The sequence below is a fragment of the Streptomyces sp. NPDC050619 genome, assembly GCF_040654815.1.
Taxonomy (GTDB): Bacteria; Actinomycetota; Actinomycetes; order Streptomycetales; family Streptomycetaceae; genus Streptomyces.
The window spans coordinates 81,621-103,637 of the sequence record NZ_JBFAIR010000041.1 but is presented as its reverse complement, the minus strand read 5'-3'; the positions used below and the strand labels follow the sequence as shown (position 1 = coordinate 103,637).

General features: G+C 73.6%; 6 protein-coding genes. 5 read left to right on the top strand and 1 reads right to left on the bottom strand.

What is annotated here, in order from left to right:
- On the bottom strand, positions 1-1,337 hold a 1,337-nt coding region (locus tag AB0I77_RS44115), incomplete at its 3' end, for an ATP-binding protein (protein WP_363288519.1).
- A 272-nt stretch (positions 1,338-1,609) separates the two neighbouring features.
- Here AB0I77_RS44115 and AB0I77_RS44110 point away from each other — a divergent pair.
- The 5 genes from AB0I77_RS44110 to AB0I77_RS44090 all read left to right on the top strand — a co-directional run bounded on the left by AB0I77_RS44110 (position 1,610) and on the right by AB0I77_RS44090 (position 21,951).
- Positions 1,610-1,846, top strand: coding sequence for a hypothetical protein (locus AB0I77_RS44110; protein WP_363288518.1), 237 nt, complete (start codon positions 1,610-1,612; stop codon positions 1,844-1,846).
- Positions 1,847-2,130: 284 nt separating this feature from the next.
- Positions 2,131-3,867 carry a fatty acyl-AMP ligase gene (locus AB0I77_RS44105; protein ID WP_363288517.1) on the top strand — a complete coding sequence of 579 codons (1,737 nt, stop codon included), beginning with the start codon at positions 2,131-2,133 and terminating at the stop codon, positions 3,865-3,867.
- Between the two features lie 133 nt (positions 3,868-4,000).
- The gene (locus AB0I77_RS44100) at positions 4,001-18,376 is read left to right on the top strand and encodes an SDR family NAD(P)-dependent oxidoreductase (protein WP_363288516.1); all 14,376 of its coding nucleotides are present in this window, start codon (positions 4,001-4,003) and stop codon (positions 18,374-18,376) included.
- 42 nt (positions 18,377-18,418) lie between these two features.
- The gene (locus tag AB0I77_RS44095) at positions 18,419-20,806 is read left to right on the top strand and encodes a thioester reductase domain-containing protein (protein ID WP_363288515.1); all 2,388 of its coding nucleotides are present in this window, start codon (positions 18,419-18,421) and stop codon (positions 20,804-20,806) included.
- Complete coding sequence (locus AB0I77_RS44090) at positions 20,806-21,951, top strand: alpha/beta fold hydrolase (RefSeq protein ID WP_363288514.1); 1,146 nt, start codon at positions 20,806-20,808, stop codon at positions 21,949-21,951. Before AB0I77_RS44095 ends, AB0I77_RS44090 begins: the two co-directional genes overlap by 1 nt.
- Positions 21,952-22,017 lie beyond the last annotated feature (66 nt).

The following is a 22,017-nucleotide window of genomic DNA, read 5'->3' as shown; positions in this document are numbered from 1 at the left end:
GCCTCCTCCGGGCGGCGCGCCGGCCGCTGCGGCGCGGGGGCGCCGGGTGTGGCTGCTGCGCTCATGGTGGCTGATGTGCCAGGTGTGGCCGCTGCGGTGGTCCGTGTACGGCGTCGGCGCTGCGGCAGCCCGCCCGGGTCGCCCGGCGCGTGATGCCCGGACACGGCGGTGGAGGCGTCCTCGTCCCGTTCGGCCCGGTAGGCGTGCGAGGTGGCGGGCGGCGAGGCGGCGGGTGGCGAGGTGGCGGGCGCCTCCTTCGCCGTTGCGCGGGTGGAGCGCGGGGCGCTGGCCGCCGGCGGCTGCTCGACGGGGTCGATACGGCTGAGGAGATGACTGTCGACGCGCAGGACCGCCCGCACACCGCCGTACGGGGACGGCGAGGACAGATCCACGCCGAGGTCGAACTGCCGGGTCAGCTGACCGATCGCGGCGAACCCCATGCGGGGCGGATCGCCGAGGTCGGTGAGCAGGATCGGATCGGAACCGGCCGTCAGCCGCTGGGCGTGCGCCCGTTCGTCCTGCGTCATGCCCACGCCCACGTCGTCGACGCTCACGCAGACACCGTGATGGACCTGCTCCAGGTTGACCACGACATCGGTGTCCGGCGCGGAGTGCCGCAGGGCGTTGTCGAGGAGCTCGGCGACGATGATCGCGACCGGCTCGACGGCGTGCGAGACCAGAGCGGTCCCCGTCCGGAGGTGGTTGTGGACCCGGACCCGGTGATAGCCCGCGAGCCGGGCCTGTCCGCCGGTCACCGCGTCCACCACATGCGACTCCTCGCGGGCGAGTCCCACCCACGCCCCGCACACGACCGCGGCCACCTGCGCCCGGCGCAGCGACTGCTCGTTCTCGTGGTCCAGTTGGAACAGGGTCTGCGCCAACTCCGGGTCGTCGTAGCGCTGTTGCAGTACTCGCAGGGCGTCCTGAAGCCGGTACAGCGCCGCCTGGATCTCGCGGGTGGCCCCGCGCATACCGGCCTGCGCGGCCGCGTCGATCCGGGCGCGCTGGGCGGCCAACTCGTCGCGCAGTCCGCCGAGTACGTCCTCCAGGGCGGTACCCAACGGCGTTCCGTCCACCTCCGGCTCCAGGGGGCCCGGCACCGTCACGTGCGGATGGGCCAGCTGCCGGGCGGTGGCGGGAAGGCGCTGTGCGGCCAGATGCTCGATCTCGGCGGTGAACGCCTCCAGCGCGCCGTCGAGCCGGCCGCGTAACGCCGCGATCTCCGCGCGCTGCCTGACCTGTTGTCGCCGGGATCGCATCAGCCCGCCGGCGAGGGCGAGCGCGGACAGTGTGCCGGCGGTGAGACCACCGGCCACCAGGTCCGGTAATTCGATCATCGAATCGAGTCCAAGAAGGGGGTGGGGTGCAGGGCCTATGCGTGAGGCACTCGGAGCACAGTACACACCGTCATTGATCGATCTCGCACGGTTGAGGAAGACTTCACTCCGAAACTGCCCGGGCACTGTTCGCTTCTGTGGCAACTGTCTGAATTGCCTTAGGGCAAAGGCGAGTTGATGCCGTCCGAAGGCCGTGGCGCCCGCCGTGTTCCGGAGCCGGTCGGAGGGGTACTCGACCGGCTCCGGAACGACAACCGCTGGAGGAGGTCCGAATGACCAGCGCCACGGAGACCGGCGGCGTGACGGGTACGCCGGACAAGGACTACAACCTGATCTGGTATGTGGAGGCGTGCCTCAACAACGCGCTGCGCCTGGAGACGTACATCCAGGACGCGGAGCGCGAGAAGGACACCGAAGTCGTCGACCTGTTCCGCAAGGCTCAGGCGGACAGCCGCAAGGGTGCCGAACTCGGCAAGGGACTCCTGCGCGCGCGACTGAACGGCGGCTGACACCGGCGCGTCGCGAAGACCCGGCCACCGGCGAAATGCCGGTGGCCGGGGGGTCGTTGACGTCGAAAGCTGGTGAACAGGCGGTCACGTACCCTTTGACACGCAGGATTTACACTGTCCCGACCGGCGCGGCCGAGCACCCTTGCTAGGGTGGGTTACCCGCCGGTAGCGAACTGCACGGGACCACGAGGAGCCGGTGGACGAGCGCCGCGACTCCTGGAATCGGATGGTGCCCTCGGACTACGGTTCCTCGCCCACCGATCCAGACAGGTGAGACTGCTCATATGGCTCGTTCTTTGGTCGATCTGCTGACCAAGCACGCCACACACCAGCCCGACCGGACCGCTTACCGGTTCCTCGTCACCGGCGACTGCGACGGAGAGATCGAAGACATCTCCTACGGTCGGCTGGCCGAGCGGTCCCGGGCCATCGCCGCCTGGTTGGAGGAGCGCGGTCTGGCCGGTTCGCGCGCCATGCTGCTGTACCCGCCCGGCCTCGACTTCATCTGCGGCTACCTGGGCTGCCTCTCGGCCGGCGTGGTCGCCGTACCCGGCGTGCCCCCGCAGGGCCGGTCGCAGAACCACCGTGCCCTGACCCGGATGAAGCGCCTGGTGGCCGACGCGGACGCCAAGGTGATCCTGGGCGGCCGTGACGTGATCGGCGCCCTGGCCGGCATGACGGAGCACCTGCCCGAACTGGCCGACATCACCTGCGTGGCCACCGAGGACATCCCCGACGAGGCCGCCGCCTCCTGGCGCGAACCCGACCTCACCGCCGACTCGGTCGCCTTCCTGCAGTACACCTCCGGCTCCACCTCCGCCCCGCGCGGCGTGGTCGTCACGCACGGGAACCTGCTGGACAACGAGCGGGTCATCACGGAGCGGATGGGGCACACCCCGGACGTCATCGCCCAGTACGACCACGAACTCATCGTCAGCTGGCTGCCCGTCCACCACGACATGGGACTCATCGGCCCGGTCCTGAACACGGTCTACCTCGGCCTCACCACCACCCTCTTCTCGCCGCTGCACTTCCTCCAGCGGCCCGACCGCTGGCTGAAGGCGATCAGCCGCTACCGCCCGCACACCAGTGGTGGCCCCAACTTCGCCTACGAGCTGGGCCTGAAGCACGCCACCCCCGAACTCGTCGACGGCCTCGACCTCAGCAGTTGGAAGGTCGCCTTCAACGGCGCCGAGCCGGTACGCGCCGCCACCCTGCGGCGGTTCGGCGACACCTTCGCCCCGGCCGGCTTCCGCCGTGAAGCCTTCTATCCCTGCTACGGCCTGGCCGAGGCGACCGTGATGGTCACCGGCGGCTCGGTGGACAGCCCGCCCGCCCTGGTGGAAGCCGCCGGGTCCGGGCCGCACGCCGGTGCCGCCGACGCCGCGGCCGTCGGCTGCGGCCGCCCCGGCTCCGGCCTGACCCTGGCGATAGCCGACCCCGAACGCCACGAAGAACTCACCGAGGGAGAGATCGGCGAGATCTGGGTCAGCGGCGCGAGCGTCGCCAAGGGCTACTGGCGCAACACCCTCGCCACCCGCGAGACCTTCCGCGCCACCCTGGCCGGCCACGAGGGCCGCTTCCTGCGCACCGGCGACCTCGGATTCCTGCGCGAGGGCGAACTGTTCGTCACCGGCCGGCTCAAGGACCTGATCGTCATCGACGGCCGCAACCACTACCCGCAGGACCTCGAGCTGTCCGCCGAGATGTCCCACCCGGCCCTGCGCCCCGGCTGCACCGCCGCCTTCTCCGTCGAGGGGGGAGCCGACGGGGGAGCGGACGGCGAGCAGGTCGTCCTCGTCGCCGAGGCGGCCCCTGAGGCCGCGGGCGAGACCGAGAAGATCACCGACCTGATCCGCAGCACGATCGGCGAGGCCCACGGCCTCGCCGTGCGCGACGTCGTCCTGGTCCGCCCCGGCACGATCCCCAAGACGTCCAGCGGCAAGATCCAGCGCCACGCCTCCCGGGCGGCCTATCTCGGCGGCGCCCTCTCCACGGTCGCCGCACCCGCCACGCGCTGACCCCGCCCGCCGCCGGCGCAACAGCCGTACGCCTGCCGCCGCCCGTTCGGCCATACGCCGGCCATGTCGCCGTATCGCCATGGCTCGTACGGGACACGCACCCGAGCCCGAGTTCACGAGGACACCTGCCCAGATGCCTGCGAACGAGTCCCCGAAGCAGTCCGCCGAGCCGTCCATCACCACACCTCAGGGCGTGCGGGCCTGGCTCGTGCCGGCCGTCGCCGAGGCGGCAGGGCTCGACCCGCTGACCGTCGACCCGCACCGGCCGATCGCCGAATTCGGCCTGGGCTCCCGCCAGTTGGTGACCCTGGCCGCGGACCTGTCCGAACAGACCGGGCGGATCCTGAACCCCTCGCTCGTCTTCGACCACCCCACCGTCGCGGCGCTGGCCGAAGCCGTCTTCCACGACGCGCCCGCCCCGGCCGCGGACCCCGTGCTTTCCGACGCCCCGGTGCGCGCGGACGACGACATCGCGATCATCTCCATGGCCTGCCGGTTCCCGGGCGGCGCCGACGACCCCGAGGCGCTGTGGCGGCTGCTCGCCGAGGGCGAGGACGCCGTCACCGAGGTGCCGCCCGGACGGTGGAACACCCAGGGCCTGTACGACCCCGACCCGGCGGCCACCGGCACCGCGTACTCCCTGCGCGGCGGCTACCTCACCGGCATCGACCGCTTCGACGCGGCCTTCTTCGGGATATCCCCGCGCGAGGCCGCGGCCATGGACCCGCAGCAGCGCCTGCTGCTCCAGACCGCGTGGGAGACGATCGAACGCGCCGGAATCGTCCCCGACACGCTGAACGGCAGCTCCACAGGCGTCTACGCCGGCCTGTACGACAGCGGCTACCTCGCCTCGGCGCCGCTCGGCCAACTCGACGGGCATGTCGCCACCGGCTCGGCGTCCAGCGTGGCCTCCGGGCGCATCGCCTATACCCTCGGCCTCCAGGGCCCGGCGGTCACCGTCGACACCGCCTGCTCCTCCTCCCTCGTCGCCCTGCACCTGGCGGCGCGGGCGCTGGCGGGCGGCGAGTGCGACCTGGCGCTGGCAGGCGGCGCGACGCTGCTGGTGACGCCGCGCGGGCACGTCGAGTTCAGCAGGCTGCGCGGACTGTCGCCGTCCGGGCGGTGCGGGGCGTTCTCCAGCGACGCGGACGGCGTGGTGTGGGCCGAGGGCTGTGGCCTGGTCCTGCTCAAGCGGCTCACCGACGCACGCCGGGACGGCGACCGGGTCCTCGCGGTGATCAAGGGCTCGGCGATCAACCAGGACGGCCGCAGCCAGGGCCTGAGCGCACCCAACGGCCCGGCACAGGAGCGGGTGCTGCGCGCCGCCCTGGACGCCGCGGGACTCCGCCCCGACGACCTGGACTACGTCGAGACACACGGCACCGGCACCCCGCTCGGCGACCCCATCGAGGCCGGCGCACTCGCCGCCGTGTTCGGTCCCGGCCGCCCCGCCGACCGCCCCCTCGGCATCGGCTCACTGAAGTCCAACATCGGCCACACGCAGGCCGCCGCGGGCATCGGCGGCATCATCAAGACGGTGCTGGCCCTGGGCCACGAGGTACTCCCGCCGTCCCTGCACGCCAACACCCCGACCAAGCACATCGACTGGCCGCACAGTGGCTTGCGGCTCCTCACCGACGCCGTGGCCTGGTCCCGGAGCGGAGAGCGGGTACGGCGGGCCGGGGTGAGCGCGTTCGGGATCAGCGGCACGAACGCACATGTGGTGCTGGAGGAGACCCCGGTGGGCAGCTCGGTGCCGGCACGGCCGCGTGTCGAGGGCCGGCCCGCCCTGAGTGCCGAGAGCTGGCCTGTGCCGAGTGCGGAGGACCAGCCTGCGCCGAGCGTCGCCGACCGGGGCGCGCCGAGCGACGCGGACCGGGGCACGCCGACCGCAGCAGACCGGCCCGCCCGGACCCTCTTCCCGCTCTCCGCCCGCACCCTTCCCGCCCTCCAGGGGCAGGCCGACCGCCTCCACAGGGCCCTCGCTGCCCAGCCGCAGGCACCGCTGCCCTCGGTGGCCGCCACGCTCGCCCACCACCGCACGCACTTCGAACACCGCGCCGTCGTTCAGGCCGGTGACCGCGACGAGTTGCTGGCGGCGCTGCGCGGGCTGGCCCAGGAGCAGCCGGACCCGGAGCGGGTGGTGGGTCCCCAACTCGCCCTGCCGCACGGCAAGGTGGCCTTCGTCTTCCCCGGTCAGGGATCCCAGTGGGCCGGCATGGCCCGCGACCTGCTCGACCGCGACCCGGTGTTCGCCGACGAACTCGACCGCTGCGACGCCGCCCTGCGCCCCTTCACCGGCTGGTCGGCGGCAGCGGTCCTGCGCGGTGACGCGGGTGCCCCGTCCCTGGACCGGGTGGACGTCGTGCAGCCGGTCCTGTTCGCGGTGATGGTGTCCCTGGCCGCCGTATGGAAGGCCCGTGGCATCCGGCCCGACGCGGTGATCGGGCACAGCCAGGGCGAGGTCGCCGCGGCCTGTGTCGCCGGGGCGCTCAGCCTCAATGACGCCGGGGCCGTGGTCGCCCTGCGCAGCCAGGCCCTGACCGAGCTGTCCGGCAGCGGCACCATGGCCGTCGTCGCGCTGCCGCACACCGAGCTCACCGCCCGCCTCGCCGGCCACGGCGGCCGTATCTCGATCGCCGCCGTCAACAGCGGCCGTTCCACGGTGCTCTCCGGTGACGTGGAGTCCGTGGAGACCCTGCTCGCCGACCTCGACCGGCAGCAGGTCTTCGCCCGCCGCCTCGACGTCGACTACGCCTCCCACAGCGCCCAGGTCGAGCCGGTCCGCACGACGATCCTCGACGAACTCGACGGCGTCACCACCTACCCGACCTCCGTCGCCTGGTACTCCACCGTCACCGGCGAGCCGGTCACCGACGAACTCGAGGCCGACTACTGGTACACCAACCTGCGGGAACCCGTCCGTTTCGCGCCCACGGTCGAGCGCATGGCCGCCGACGGCTACCGCCACTTCGTCGAACTCAGCCCGCACCCAGCTCTGTTGACCGCGGTGCGCACCGTAGCGGAGGACTCCGGCCACGAGCTCCTCGCCGTCGGCTCACTGCGCCGCGACGAGGACGGCCCCGCCTGTCTCGACCGCGCCGCCGCCGAACTCCACGTCCACGGACGGCACATCGACTGGCGCCGCCTCGTCCCCGACACCCCACAACCCGCCGACCTGCCGACCTACACCTGGGACGCGCAGCGCCACTGGACCGAACCCGCCCCGGCCACGGGCACCCCCGGCCTCTTCGACCGCGCCGCCCACCCGCTGCTCGGCATCCAGCTCCAGTCGGCGGACGAGACCCGCTGGACCTTCCGCAACGAGTGGTCCACGGCCACCGCCGACTGGCTGCCCGACCACACGGTGTTCGGACGGACCGTGGTCTCGGGCACCACCCTGATGGAGCTGTGCCGCGCCGCCCTCGCCGTGGCCCGCCCGCATGCCCCGGGCGACATCACCGGCCTGCTCCTCCTCGCCCCCCTCACCCTGCCCGCCGCCGGCCCGGTCGAGGTGTCCGTCGAGGTCTCGGGCACCGGCCCGGTACCGGAGATCACCGTGCACAGCCGTCCGCGCGGCCAGGAGGCCACGCCCTGGACGCTGCACGCCACCGCCTCAGCGGCCGAACCCGCCCCGGAGCTCATCGGCGAGCCCCCGACGTGGCCGCACCCGGCCGAGCAGACCTGGAGCGGGCGGACGTACGAACGGCTGTCCGCCCTCGGCCTCGGCTACGGCCCGGCCTTCCAGGGTGTACGGGAAGCGGTCCGCACCGGCGACGGCGCACTGCTGGCCCGTCTGTCACTGCCCCACACGGCCCGCGACACGGACGACCCGTACCCCGTCCACCCGGCGCTGCTGGACGCCGCGCTGCACGTGGCCGCAGCGTTCGACGGCTCCGAAGAAAGGTTGCTGCTTCCGGTCGCGGTCGGCCGCTGCGTCCTGCCGCCCGGCGGCGCGACCGAACTGACCGCGTCCGTGCGCCGCACCGGCGCCTCCGGGACGGACCTCACGCTGGACGTGACGCTCTGGGACGCCGACGGCCTCCCGGCCGGCCGCCTGGAGGCCGTACGGCTGCGGGCCGCCGACCCGGCCGATCTGCGGGGCGGCCCGGAGAACGCCCGCCACCTGTACGAGGTGGCGTGGACGGCCGTGGACGCGCCGTCGGCCGAGGCACCGGCCGGCGCGTGGACCCTCGTCGGAGACCGGTCGGATCCCGAGGTCGCCGCCGCCCGGCGCGGCCTCGACGCGGCCGGGATCCAGGTGCGCGAGCAGGACGCCGACGTTCTCGTGCGGTTCTGGCCGCGCCCGGTGACGGACGACACCGAAACGGCCGCCGCGGCAAAGGAGTTGGCGGCCACCGCCCTGGCCGAGCTGCGGGAGCTGATCGCCCTCCCGCCCGAGGAGACGCCCTCCCGGACGGTCTGGGCGACGCGCGGCGCGGTCGGGGCCGCCGACGGGGACCCCGTGCCCGGCCTCGTCCAGTCGGTGCTGTGGGGCCTGGCCCGCAGCGCCCGCACCGAACACCCCGACCTCGGACTGACCCTGCTGGACCTCGACGACTCGGCTCCGGCCGAGGCGCTGGTAGCGGCCGTCACGCAGTCCGACGAGCCCGAACTCGCCGCCCGCGCGGGCACGTTGCTCGCCCCACGGCTGGTACGAGCCCGCACCGCGGACGCGCTGCGGATCCCGGCCGGGGACCGGTACGAGCTGACCGGACACCCGGACGACATGACCCTGCGTGCCGTGGCACCCAGGGCTGTCGGTCCGCATGAGGTGCGGATTCAGGTCCACGCCGTCGGCCTTCACCTCAGCCCGTACGAGACGCAGTGCGCGGGGGTCGTCACCGAAGTCGGCGCCGACGTCGACGGCGTGCCCCTCGGCCTGCGAGTCGTCGCTCTCACCGACACCCCGCCCGGCTCCGAGGCGGTGACCGACGCGAGCCTGGTGACCGTGCTTGCGGACGAGATGCCGTTCACCGTCGCGGCGGCGGGACCCCTCGTAGCGGCCGACGGCCATGTGCGACTGTGGCCTACGCGTCGTCCCCTCGTGCTTCCCGTGTCCGCCGCACGCGAGGCACTTCGGCGCCGGACCACTCCCGACCGCCCCGTCGTCCTCGACCTCGTGGGCCGCCCCGCCCCCGTACCCACCGACGGCACGGTGCTGATCACCGGCGGCCTGGGCGCCGTGGGCCGGCACATCGCTCGGCTGCTGGCGGAACTCGGCGTCCCTCGCCTGTTGCTGACTTCCCGTCAGGGCACGGACGATCCCCGCACCGCCGAAGTCACCGCCGAACTGGCCGCGTTCGGCGCCGAGGCCGAGGTCGCGGCGTGCGACGTCGCGGACGCGGCGGCCCTGGCCGACGTACTCGCCCGGATCGGCGACGAGTTGCCGCTGCGCGGCGTCGTGCACTGCGCCGGCATCCTGGCCGACGGGGTGATCGCCGACCTGACCCCCGAGCGCCTCGCGCAGGTCCTGCGCCCCAAGGTCGACGGCGCCGCCCACCTGCACCGGCTCACCGCCGACCGGCCGATCGACCTCTTCCTGCTGGTCTCCTCGGCCGCCGGCGTGCTGGGCACCGCGGGCCAGGGCAACTACGCGGCCGCTAACGCCTTCCTCGACCAACTGGCCCACCACCGCAGGGCCTCGGGCCTGCCCGGCGTCTCGGTCTCGTTCGGCGCGTGGGCGGGCGAAGGACTGGCCGCCGCCCACGCCGACCTGGACCGCATGGCCCGCCTCGGCCACCGCGCCCTCACCGCCGACCAGGGCCGCGACCTCGTCGACCTCGCCCTGCGCCGGGGCACCGCGCACCTCGTCGCCTGGTCCCTGGACCTGCCTCGGCTGCGCGAGAACCCGGCCATGGCAGGCGGCCCCGCGACCGCCCTGTGGCGCACGCTGCTGCCCGCGCCCCGCACCGGACAGGGCACCGCTGAAGGCCTCGCGGACCGCCTGGCCCGGCTTCCCGAGTCCGAACGGGCCGCGCGCGTCCTGGCCCTGGTCCGCGAGGAGACCTCCCACGCCCTCGGCCTGCGCTCGCGGGACGCAGTCCGCCCCGACCAGCCGTTGCGCGACCTGGGCATGGACTCCGTGACGGCCGTCGAACTGCGCAACCGCATCAGCACACGCATCGGCGCCAAACTCCCCGCCACCCTGCTGTTCGACCATCCCACCCCGGCCCGGCTCGCCGACCACCTGCTGACCACCGCCCTCGCGACGACACGCCGCACCACTCCCGCCCCGCAGCCCGCACGCAGGACGACACGCGCGACCGACGAGCCGGTGGCACTCGTGGCCATGGCCTGCCGACTGCCGGGCGGAGTCGGCGATCCGGAGAGCCTGTGGTCTTTGGTCGCCGAAGGCCGCGACGCCGTCGGACCCTTCCCCGCCGGACGCTGGGGGGACATCGAGTCGCTCTACGACCCCGACCCCGAGGCCCCGGGCAAGTCGTACGCCCGCGAGGGCGGCTTCCTCGACGACATCGAGTCCTTCGACGCGGGCTTCTTCGGCATCACCCCGAAGGAAGCCGCCGCCATGGACCCGCAGCAGCGGCTGCTGCTGGAGACCACCTGGGAAGCGCTGGAGCGGGCCGGCATCGTGCCCGCCGACCTCGCGGGCAGCACCGCCGGTGTGTACGTCGGCATGTTCGGCAGCGAATACCTGGCCGGCACCCGCCTCGACCAGCTCGACGGGTACGTCGGCACCGGCTCCGCCCTCAGCGTGGCCTCGGGCCGCCTCGCCTACACGCTCGGCCTGAACGGCCCCGCGCTGACCGTGGACACCGCCTGCTCCTCGTCGCTGGTGGCGGTCCACCTGGCGGCCCAGGCGCTGCGCGCGGGCGAGTGCGATCTCGCGCTCGCGGGCGGTGTGACGCTGATGGTGACACCGCAGACCTTCGTCGAGTTCAGCCGCCTGCGCGGCCTGTCCCCGACCGGCCGCTGCCGCTCCTTCTCGGACGCCGCCGACGGCGCCATCTGGGCCGAGGGCGCGGGCATGGTCGTACTGAAGCGGCTCAGCGACGCCCGCCGCGACGGCGACCAGGTACTGGCCGTACTGCGCGGCACCGCAGTCAACCAGGACGGCCGCAGCCAGGGCCTGTCCGCGCCGAACGGCCCGGCACAGGAACAGGTCATCCGGCGGGCCCTGGAGCTGTCCGGTCTGGAGCCCGCCGACATCGACTACGTGGAGGCCCACGGCACCGGGACGACCCTGGGCGACCCGATCGAGGCGAACGCGCTGGCCGAGGTCTTCGGCGCCGCACGTCCGCAGGACCGCCCGCTGTACCTGGGCTCGCTCAAGTCCAACATCGGGCACGCGCAGGCCGCTTCGGGCGTGGCCGGTCTCATCAAGGTGGTGCAGTCGCTGCGGCACGAGACGCTGCCGCGCACCCTGCACGCCGACACGCCCAGCCGCCACGTGGACTGGGCCGACAGCGGGCTGCGCCTGCTCCACGAGCAGGCGGCCTGGCCGTCGGGGGAGCGGACCCGGCGCGCCGGACTGAGCGCCTTCGGCATCAGCGGCACCAACGCCCACGTCATCGTGGAGGAGGCCCCGCGTGCCGAGCCCGAGCCCGAGGTCGAGGCCACGGCCACGCGCGAACCCGCGCCGGGCAGGCGGCTGTTCGTCCTCTCCGGACGCGATGACATCGCCGTACGGCAGCATGCGGCGCGGCTCGCCGCGCACCTGACCGAGGACACCGCCCTGACTGAGGACACCGCCCTGCCCGACGTCGCCCACACCCTGGCCCGGCACCGCAGTCACTTCGAGCGGCGTGCGGCCCTCGTCGCGGGTGACCGCGACGAACTGCTGGCCGCCCTCGACGCGTTGGCGACCGGGCGGACACCGACGGCGCCGCCTCGCGAGGAGCAGACGGGCAAGGTGGCCTTCGTCTTCGCCGGGCACGGCGGTCAATGGCCGGGCATGGGCAGGGAACTGTCGGCCGAGTCGGACGCGTTCCGCGAGGAGCTGGCCCGGATCGACGAGGCGGTGCTTCGGCAGGCCGGCTGGTCCGTCCTCGACGTCCTGCGCGACGCCGAGGACACCGCCAAGGACCCCGCCGACCCCACCCCCGCCCGTCTCGACCGCACCGAGATCCTCCAGCCGGTGCTGTTCGCCGTCAACGCGGCGCTGGCCGCCGCCTGGCGCTCCCTCGGCGTCACCCCCGACGCGGTGATCGGGCACAGTCTCGGCGAGATTGCCGCCGCGTACAGCGCGGGCGCCCTCACCCTCGACGACGCCGTCACCGTGGTGACCGGGCGCGCCGAGGCCGTCGTACCGCTGGCGGGCAAGGGCGGCATGCTCGCCCTGGACCTGCCCCGCCCGCAGGTCGAGGAGCTGCTGGCGCCGTACGCCGGCCGGCTGTTCGTCGCGGCGGTCAACAGCCCCCACTCCACGGCTGTTTCCGGTGCGGCCGAGGCGCTGGCCGAGCTGGAGCGGCAGCTGGAGGAGCAGGGGATCTCCGCCCGGCGGCTGTCGACGGCGTTCGCCTCGCACACCCCCTTGATGAATCCGCTGCGCGAGGAGCTCCTCGACCGGTTCGCCGAGGTGCGGGGCACGCGTACATCGACTCCGCTCTACTCGACCGTGACGGCCGAGCCCCTGCCCGGGGAGCGGCTCGACGCCGGCCACTGGTTCGCCAACCTCGGCGAGCCGGTCCGTTTCGCGGACACGGTCCGGCGGATGCTGGACGACGGCTACCGCTACTTCGTGGAGCTGAGCCCCCACCCGTCCCTCGGCGCGTCCATCGAGGCGGTGGCGGCCGAGGCCGGCGTCGACGCCGTGAGCGTCGCCTCCCTGCGCCGCCAGGAGGAGGGCCACGACGTACTGCTGCGCAGGCTCGGGGAGTTGTACACGGCCGGGCACACCCCTAACTGGCCGACGCTGTTCCCGGCCGGGCGCCGGGTCGACCTGCCCACCTACGCCTTCACCCGCGAACGCCACTGGCTCGCGCCCGCCCCGACCGGCCTCACGGACAGCGGAATCCCGCTGCTGGGGACGCACATCGAGTCGAGCGACGAACCCGGCCGGCACCTCTTCCAGACCGACATCGACCTCGGCGACGCCCGTTTCGCCTACCTGGCCGACCACCGCGTCGGGGGCGAGGTCTGGCTGCCCGCCGCGGCCTTCCTCGACCTGGCCCTGGAGGCGGCGTCGGCATTGCGTGACGGCGGCGAAGTCGCCCTGGCCGACGTCGGATTCCTCCAGCCGCTGCGCCTGGGCGCGGACAAGCCCGTACGGCTGCAACTGGTCCTGCGTCCCGCCGAGGACGGATTCCGGGACTTCACGATCGCCTCGGCGGCCGTGGGCGAGCGGCGCGCCGTGTGGGAGCGGCATGTCCACGGTCGCGTCGCCGTCGGCGCACCCGGGGACACGGGCGAGAGGCTCGGGGACACGGGCGAGGGTCTCGCCGTATGGCGCGAGCGCTGCGACGAGCCGGCCGACCTGCCGTCCGTCTACGCCGGCCTCACCGCCCTCGGCATCGACTACGGCCCCGCCTTCCGCGGCCTGGAGGAGGGCCACCGTACGTCCTTGGCGGCACTCGGCCGACTGACCCGCAAGCCCGCGGCCGGTCACCTCCTGCACCCCGCCGTCCTCGACGCCGCCTTCCACACGGCCGCTCTGCCCGGCGACGCGCCTCAGGGCCGGGCGTTCGTGCCCGCCGGCGTCGGCCGGCTCCGCTTCACCGGACGCGGCACCCCGCCCGCCTGGGTGACCTGCGAACTGCGTTCCATGGACGGCGACAAGGCCACACTGGACCTGCGCCTGTACGACGAGGACGAACAACTCCTGCTGGCGGCAGAGGAGTTCGAGCTGGCCGCGCTCTCCCCGCTGGACAGCGCGCTGTTCGAGACTCGCTGGCAGCCGCGCCCGCTCGCCAAGGAGCCGCCCGGCCACGGCAGTTGGCTGCTCCTCGCGGACGGGACGGGTGTGGCCGACGCGCTCGCCGAGCGACTCATCTCCGCCTCGGTACCGCACGTCATCGCCCGCAGCGGCGAGGCGTACGGCGCCGAAGGCCCGGGCCGCTACGTCCTCGACCCGGCCGATCCGCGGCAGCTGGCGCGACTGCTCGACGAGGCCTTCGCGGACGGACCACCCGAGCGCGTGATCCAGCTGACGGCGCTCGACGCTCCGGCGATCGGGGACGCCGGCACCGCACAGCGGGCGGCCCGGCTGTGCTGCCTGAACACCCTGCACCTGGTGCGGACGTTCGCCGAGCGCGCCCAGGGCCGCTCGCCCCGCCTGTTCGTCGTCGTACGGGGCAGCCAGGCCGCCGGGGGCAGCACCGAGGTGACCCGCCCCGAGCAGGCGCTCGCGTGGGGCTTCGGGCTCACCGTGGCGCAGGAGCACCCCGAACTGGCGACCACGCTGATCGACCTGCCGCCCACGGACGGCCTCGACGCCCTGTGGACGCAGCTGCGGCACGCCGACGACGAGCGGCTCGTCGCACTGCGCGGGGCAGACCGCCTGGTACCGCGCCTCACCCGCACCCGGCCGGACGACGGCGGCCACGGCACGATCACTCCGGACGGCGTGTACCTGATCACCGGTGGTCTGGGCGGCCTCGGCCGGGTCGTCGCCGAGCGGCTGGCGGGCCGGGGAGCGCGCCGTCTCGCCCTGATGAGCCGCGGCGCACCCGACGCGGACGCCGCGCGCTGGATCGAGGGGCTTGAGCGGCGTGGGGTCACCGTGCACCTCGCCCGCGCCGACGTCGCCGACCGCGACGGACTGACGGCCGCCCTGGACGCCGTACGACACGAGGCGGGACCGATCACCGCGGTCGTCCACGCGGCCGGTGTGCTCGACGACGCCACGGTGACGAACCTGACGGACGAACGCGTCCTGCGCGTCCTCGCCCCCAAGGTCCTCGGCACCGCCCTGCTCACCGAACTCGTCCCGGAAGCTGAGGACTTGGTGCTGTTCGCCTCGGCGGCCGGCCTGCTCGGCTCGGCCGGGCAGAGCCCCTACGCGGCGGCGAACGCCTTCCTCGACGCCTGGGCGCACCACCTTGCCCGCACCGAACGCCGGGCGCTGAGCCTGGACTGGGGCGCCTGGGCACGCGTCGGGATGGCCGCCGACACCGGCGGGGCCGGCCTGGTCGCGTTCTCCCCGGAGGAGGGCGGCGAACTGTTCGAGCGGGTGCTCTCCACCTCCCGGCGCCAACTCGCCCCCCTCGCCCTGGACCGGGCGCTGCCGGCCCTCGACCCGGACGCGGCGCGCACCCGGCCGATCCTGGCGGACCTGGTGCCCGCCGCGACGGACGGGCCGGGCTCCGACGAGGACGGCCTGGCCGAGAGGATCTTCGCGGCGACGACCGACCAGGAGCGTGCCGAACGGCTGGAGGCGTACGTCCGGGCCCGGGTCGGGGAGGTCTCCGGCGGTGCCGAGGACGTGTCGGCGACCACCGCCCTGAAGGAACTGGGCCTGGACTCCCTCATGTTCGTGCGGCTGCGCAACACCTTCGCCCGCCAGCTGGGCGTCGAACTCCCGGCCGCCGCGGTCTTCTCGGCGGCCGACATCCGCGGCCTCGCCCGCGCCCTGGGCCAGGCCCTGCCCGAGCGGAACGCCGAGGCGCCGGCGCGGCAGCGGCCGGCCGTCACCGAGGTGCCGGACACCGAACTGCGCCCGGCGACCCGCGACGTCGTACGGCTGTTGCGCAGCGCCCATACGGACATGCCGGACGCGGCACACGCCGTCGGCCTGGCCCTCCGGCTCACCGAGCCGACCACCCAGGAGACGCTCACCGCCATCCTCACCCGCCTCGCCGCACGGCACGCGGCCCTGCGCACCGCTGTCGTCAGCGGCGGCGAGGGCGGGCGACAGCTGCGGGTGGAACGGGAGCCCACGCGGCCGATGCTGCGCTGGACGCCGGTCCCCGCGGACGGCGAACTGGACGCCGCCGACCGGCTGCGACGACTCCTGGAACCCCCGTTCGACCTGGCGAGTGCACCGCTGTGGCGGTTCGAGGCGCTGGACGCCGGCGTCCGCGGCCAGATCCTGGCGTTCGGCGCGCACCACGCGGTGAGCGATCTACAGTCCCTGCTGCTGGTCGCGGCGGAGATCGACGCCGAACTGTCCGGCACCTCGCTCGGCGACACCGTCACCAACCGGGACATCGACCTGCTGATCGAGGCCCAGCAGACCGGAGTGCCGGGCGCCGGCGCGGCCGAGTGGCGGGACGCGTTCCAGGGCAGCGCCCGCCTGGACCTGACCCTGGCCCGGCCCCGACCCGCCCAGCGGTCCTACCGGGCCGGCAGCGCGACCGTGACGATCCCCGACGGGCTCATGGCACGCGTGTCGGCGGCGGCGAGCGCACTCGCGGTCACACCCGCCGCGTTCTGCCTCGGCACCCTGACCGTGCTGCTGGCCAGACGGCGCGAACGCGAACGCTTCGTGCTCGCCGTACCCGTCGACACCCGCATCCACGCCGACGCCTTCGACGCGGTGGGCTTCTTCGGCGTACCCGTGCCGTTCCCGGCCGAGGCCCGGGCCGACGAGCGGATCGAAGAGGTACTGCGCCGCACCGACGGCAGGCTGGAGAAGATCCTCGCGAAGGGCGCGATGTTCACCGACGTCCTGCCGGTGCTGGCCAAGCAGGGGCTGTACCGGGCGAACGCGCCTCTCGTGGAGGTGTACTTCAACTACGTACGCTCCACCGCGGGCCGCCTGGCCAACCTGGAAGTGCTCCCGGCGGGGACGGGCTACTCCGACCTCGACCTGATGATCACCATGACCCCGGACGCGGGCCGGATCCGCCTCGACCACAACCTCGACATTCTGGATAGGGCGACCGCCGTCGAACTGGGGGAGGAGCTGGTGCGGTTGCTCGCGGAGACGGTCGAGGATCCGACGGGGGTGGTGCGGGGGGATGGGGACAGGCCCATGACGGCCGAGGCTTCGGTCGGCGTCGAGCCCGCCGTCGCCCCGCACCGCTCGCTCGCCCTCGCCGCCACCTTCGCCCTCGGCAACCTCCCGGCGCTGTGCGAGGCGGCGGTCGACGAGGGAGCACCGGGCGGCGGTGGCCTGACGGTGGCGGAAGCCCCGTACCACCACGTGCTCGCGAGCCTGCGTGACCCCTCCGGTGTCTTCGCCGACCCCTCCACGGCTGTGGGCGCCGTGCTCCTGCGCGCGGCGGACTTCCAGCGGTTCGGCCCGGTCGACGCCGCGCTGCTCGCCGAACTGCGCACCGCTTACCCGGCCGCGCTGCGCGCCCTGGCCGAGCGGACCCGAGGGCCGCTGATCGTCGGCTTCCTGCCGTACGCGCACCCCGAGGACCGCTTCACGCACTGGGAGCGCGAAGTCGCCGCAGAATTGGCCGAGTTGCCAGGGATCGCGGTGCTCGGTCCGGACCACTGGACCCGGTACCACGCCGTTGAGGAACGCTTCGACGAGCGGACCGAACGGCTCGCCCATCTCCCCTTCACCCCGCACTTCCAGGCGGCGGTGGCGCTGTCCCTGGCCGAGGTCGTACGCGCGGTTCGGCGGCCCGCGCCGAAGGCGATCGCCGTCGACGGCGACGAGACGCTGTGGGGCGGGGTGGCCGCAGAGATCGGCCCGGAGGCGGTCGACCTGACCGGTCCGCGTGCCCTGCTGGCCCGCAGACTGCTGCGGTGGCGGGAGGCGGGCGCACTGCTGGCACTGGTCAGCAACAACGACGAGGACACCGTCCGCGCCGTCCTGGACCGCCCCGACAGCCTCCTGAAGGCGGAGCACTTCAGCGTGCTCTCCGCCGCCTGGGGCCCCAAGCCGGTGCGCCTGGCCGACGCGGCGCGCACCCTCGACCTCGGCCCGGACAGCTTCCTGTTCCTGGACGACAACCCCGCCGAGATCGCCAAGATGCGCTCCGCCCAGCCGCAGGTGCTGTCGGTGACCTGCCCCCCGACGGCCGAACTGGCGGAGTTTCTGGGCCGGTTGTGGCCGCTGGTGCCGACGGCTGCCACGGCCGAGGACGCGCTGCGGGCACGGTTCTACGAGCAGGAACGCGAACGGGACGCGGTGCGCGAAGAGGCTGGCTTCGAGGAGTTCCTCGCCCAGCTGGACCTGGAGGTCGACATCCGGGCCCTGTCCGAGCCGGACTTCCGGCGTGCCGAGCAACTCGTGCGCCGCACCAACCAGTTCACCCTCCGCGCCCGGTCCGCCGACGGCGGTGACCTCGCCCGGTGGCGGGAGCACGGCGAGGTCTGGACGGCCGCGGCCCGCGACCGCTTCGGCGACTACGGCCAGATCGGCCTGCTCGCGATCCGGGCCGACGACGACCAACTCGACGTCCTGGCCTGGTTGATGAGCTGCCGGGCGCTCGGCCGGGGCGTCGAGGAGCGCCTGCTGCAATGGCTCGCGGATCGCGCCGAAGAGCTGGCCTGCACCAAGATCCGGCTCACGTCGGAGCGCACCCCGCGCAACGCACCGGCCCGACGTCTGGTGGCCGCCCTCGGCGGCGGCGACCAGGACGACGAGCGCCTGGAGACCGTGGTCACGCCCGAACACCTGCGGGCGTTCCGCTCCTGGCGGCAGCAGTGATGAGCAGTGACGAAAGGACAGCGCACACCTTGAAGGGCTCCCATGCGTGACGTGAACGACGGATACGACGTGAACGAGGCAGCGTCGGCGTACGCCGGACAGCGCGCGACGGCGGAGTCGATCGAGCGGGGCGGCGGCGGGCTCAGCGTGAGCGACCTGCTGGCCAAGGTCATGCCGGTGGAGTCCGGCTCCGCCACGGAATCCGGTCCCGGCACCACCCCGCACCAGGATGTCGACGGCCTCGCCGACGTCATCGCCACGATGGCGGGCCGCCATCTGCCCGCCGGTCACCTCTCGCCCGACGCCGACTTCTTCGACGCGGGAGGCAGCTCCGTCAACGCGGTGGAGCTCGTCGCCGCGCTGGAGGACGAGCTGGGCATGGAGATCGACCTGGACGAGGTGTTCGCGGACGCCCGCCCCCGCAGCATCGCCCAGCGCTGGGCGCGGACCACCGGGAGCGCGCCCCTCCCGGCACCCCCCTCGATCACGGCCCCGGCGTTCACCGCAACCGCAACCGCAACCGCAACCGCAACCGCAACCGCGACCGCCCCCGCACCCGCCCCCTCCCCACTCCCGACCCCCGCCGCCCCCTACACCACCGCCCGCCGCGAGGACCTGGACCAGATCCTGGCCGACCTCGCCCTCGCCGACCGCCTGCCCTTCACCGGCGCCCCCGAGCCGCTGCCCCCGCGCCGGATCCTGCTGACCGGTGCGACCGGCTTCCTCGGCAGCCACATGCTGCTCGACCTGCTGCGGCACAGTGACGCCCACGTCTACTGCCTGGTCCGCGCGGCCGACGAGGAAGCGGCCGTCACCCGGCTCGGCGAGGCACTGCGCAGCCACCGGCTGCCCTGGTCCTCGGAAGTCCGCCGCCGCATCACCGTGCTGCCCGGCGACATACGCAGCCCCCACCTGGGCCTGTCGGACGACCTGTGGAACACACTCGCCCACGAACTCGACAGCGTCGTGGGCGTGGCGGCGGCCGTCGACTTCCTGCGCGGCTACCAGTCACTGCGCCAGAGCAACGTCCTCGGCGCGCTGACCCTGGCCGAACTGGCGGTCACCGGCCACCCCAAGCCGCTGCACCACATCTCCTCCATCGCCGTCTTCAACGAGGTCGGCATCACCTCCATGGGCGAGGACGACCCGCTCGCCCACGCCGACCGCCTCATCGCGGGCTACGACCAGACGAAGTGGGCCGCCGAGGTCGCCCTGCGGCGGGCCCGCGACCACGGACTGGTCGTCACCGCCCTGCGCCCGGGCGGCATCGGCGGCCACACCAGGACCGGCGCCTACAACCCGCAGGACCTCAGCAGCGGACTGATCTCGGCCTTCGGCCGCTTCCGCACCGTCCCGGCCTTCCGCTACCTGAACGCCGCCCCGGTCGACTGGGTGAGCCGTGTCGCGACCGCCGTCGTCTGCGAACCCGACGCCTGGGGCTACGACTACAACCTCACCGGCGTGCCCAACACCCTCGACGACGTCGCATCGGACATGGCGCTCGGCGGCATGCACGTGCGCGTACAGGACTGGGACGAGTGGCGCACCGACGCGCTGGCCCGCCTCGAAGCCGACCCGGTCCCCGAACTCACCTTCCTGACCAGGGTGTTGCAGAGCCCCACCGCCCTCAAACTCTGCGAGGCCACGCTGAAGGGACCGGCGGCCGAGGCGGACCGCACGGCCGCGCTCGTCGAGGCGCTCGCCCTGCCGCCCGCCGCCCGCTACGACGCGCGGGCCCAGCTGAAGACCTTCGAACGGCTCGCGGACGACGGTCTGGCCCGCCTGCCGCAGAAGAACGACCAGCCCTACCTGTGGGTCACCGAGACGACCGAGGGCAGCGTGGGCCCGGTCGGCGCCGCCGCCGACACGCCCTGCGCGATGACCCTGACCCTCTCCATCGCGAGCATGCACCAGCTCGTGACCGAGCGCCGGGTGGACGTACGCGGTGAACTTCGGTGCCCGGCCGTACACCGCGCGCCGCTGGTCGTGGAACGCGGCGACGTATGGATCCGCCCCGAGGAGGGCATCCCGCAGCAGCACGGCCTGGACCACCAACTCCTCTCCTACCGCCTGGAGTTGCGGGACGCCGACGGCGGAAGCTGGTGGCTGGAGGGCCGCAAGTACGCCCGGGCCCGCCGGGACGTGTGGCGCCAGACCCGCGCACTGACCGTCGAGATCGGCCGGGAAGGCGAACCCGTGAGCCTGGCCGGCGAGGTCGTCGTCCCCCCGAACAGCTACGTACGCGACCAGATCGACGGCATCAAGGTCGACCCGCGCCTGACCAGCCAGGAAAAGCGGGCCGCGAAACTGACCTGGCTCGCCTGGTTCGGCCTGGAGATGGGCCGCGGACTGCTCGGCCCCTTCGCCCGGGCCGCCGCCGACCTGCTCGACCTGCGCCGCACCCAGACCCCCACGGAGCCCCGCCGCTGATGTTCAGGACGACGACCACCAGAGGGAACAGGCCGGCACTGCGCAAGGTCCGCACCAGCACGGCCCTGCGCCCGCTCCGCCACCGTCTCGACCCGACACGAGTCGAGGAGATCCCCTTCCGGGCGGCCGACGGTGTCCGCCTCGGCCTGACCCGCGTCGACAGCGGCGAGCGGGACCGTCCCGCCGTACTGCTCCTGCACGGCCACACCGCCTCCGCCGACATGTTCCTGCTCCCCGAGACCCGCAACCTCGTCGACGTCCTGCTCGACGCCGGCTACGAGCCCTGGCTGCTGGACTGGCGGGGCAGTTGCCGGCTGCCGTACAACGAGACCGGCAGCCGCTACACCTACGACGACGTCGCCCTGTACGACATCCCCGCGGCCGTCTCCCACATCCGCGCCCGCATCGGCGACGACCGGCCCCTGTTCGCCGTCGCCCACTGCATCGGCTCCCTCACGCTGTCGCTGAGCATGACGGCCGGGCTGGTGCCTGGCCTGGCGGGCGTCGTGTCGCAGGGCGTGTTCCTGACGCCCAAGCTCGCGGGCCGCACCTCCCTGCGCATGACGCTGGCCGGGGAACTGCTGAAGAACCGCATCGACCACATCCCCGTCGACATCCGCAAGGTCGGCCTGTGGTCGAAGTACACGCCGCTGTTCGCCCTGGCCTCCCGCAAGGCGGACTGCCCCGACCCGACCTGCCAGATGCTCCACAACTCGGCCTGGGGCACGGGCGCTTCGCTGTTCGTGCACGAGCACCTGACCGAGACCACCCACGACCGGCTGGCCGAACTCCTCGGCCCCGCCCCCCTGTGGATCCTTCCGCACCTGCGCCGCATCGAGCTCGCCCGCACCGTGGTGCGCTGGCACGACACCGACCTGCGCTACCGGGCCCTGCCGCAGAACGCGCTCGACGCGGCGGCACGTATCGACACCCCCGTCCTGCTGTTGTCCGGCAGCGAGAACGGGCTGTGGCTGGACTCCCAGAAGCTCTGCCACCAGGTCCTCGCCCGCCGGCAGCCCCAGCTGGACGTGACCTACACCGAAATCCCCGGCTACGGCCACCTCGACACGTTCCTCGGCCGCGGCGCCGCCCTCGACGTGTTCGGGCACATCCTGGACTTCCTCGGCCGGCCACGTCGACCGTGAGCCGGGCATGAGACTTCCACCTTTCCAGGTACATACCTGGATTTCCGACGAAGGGAGGCCCAACTC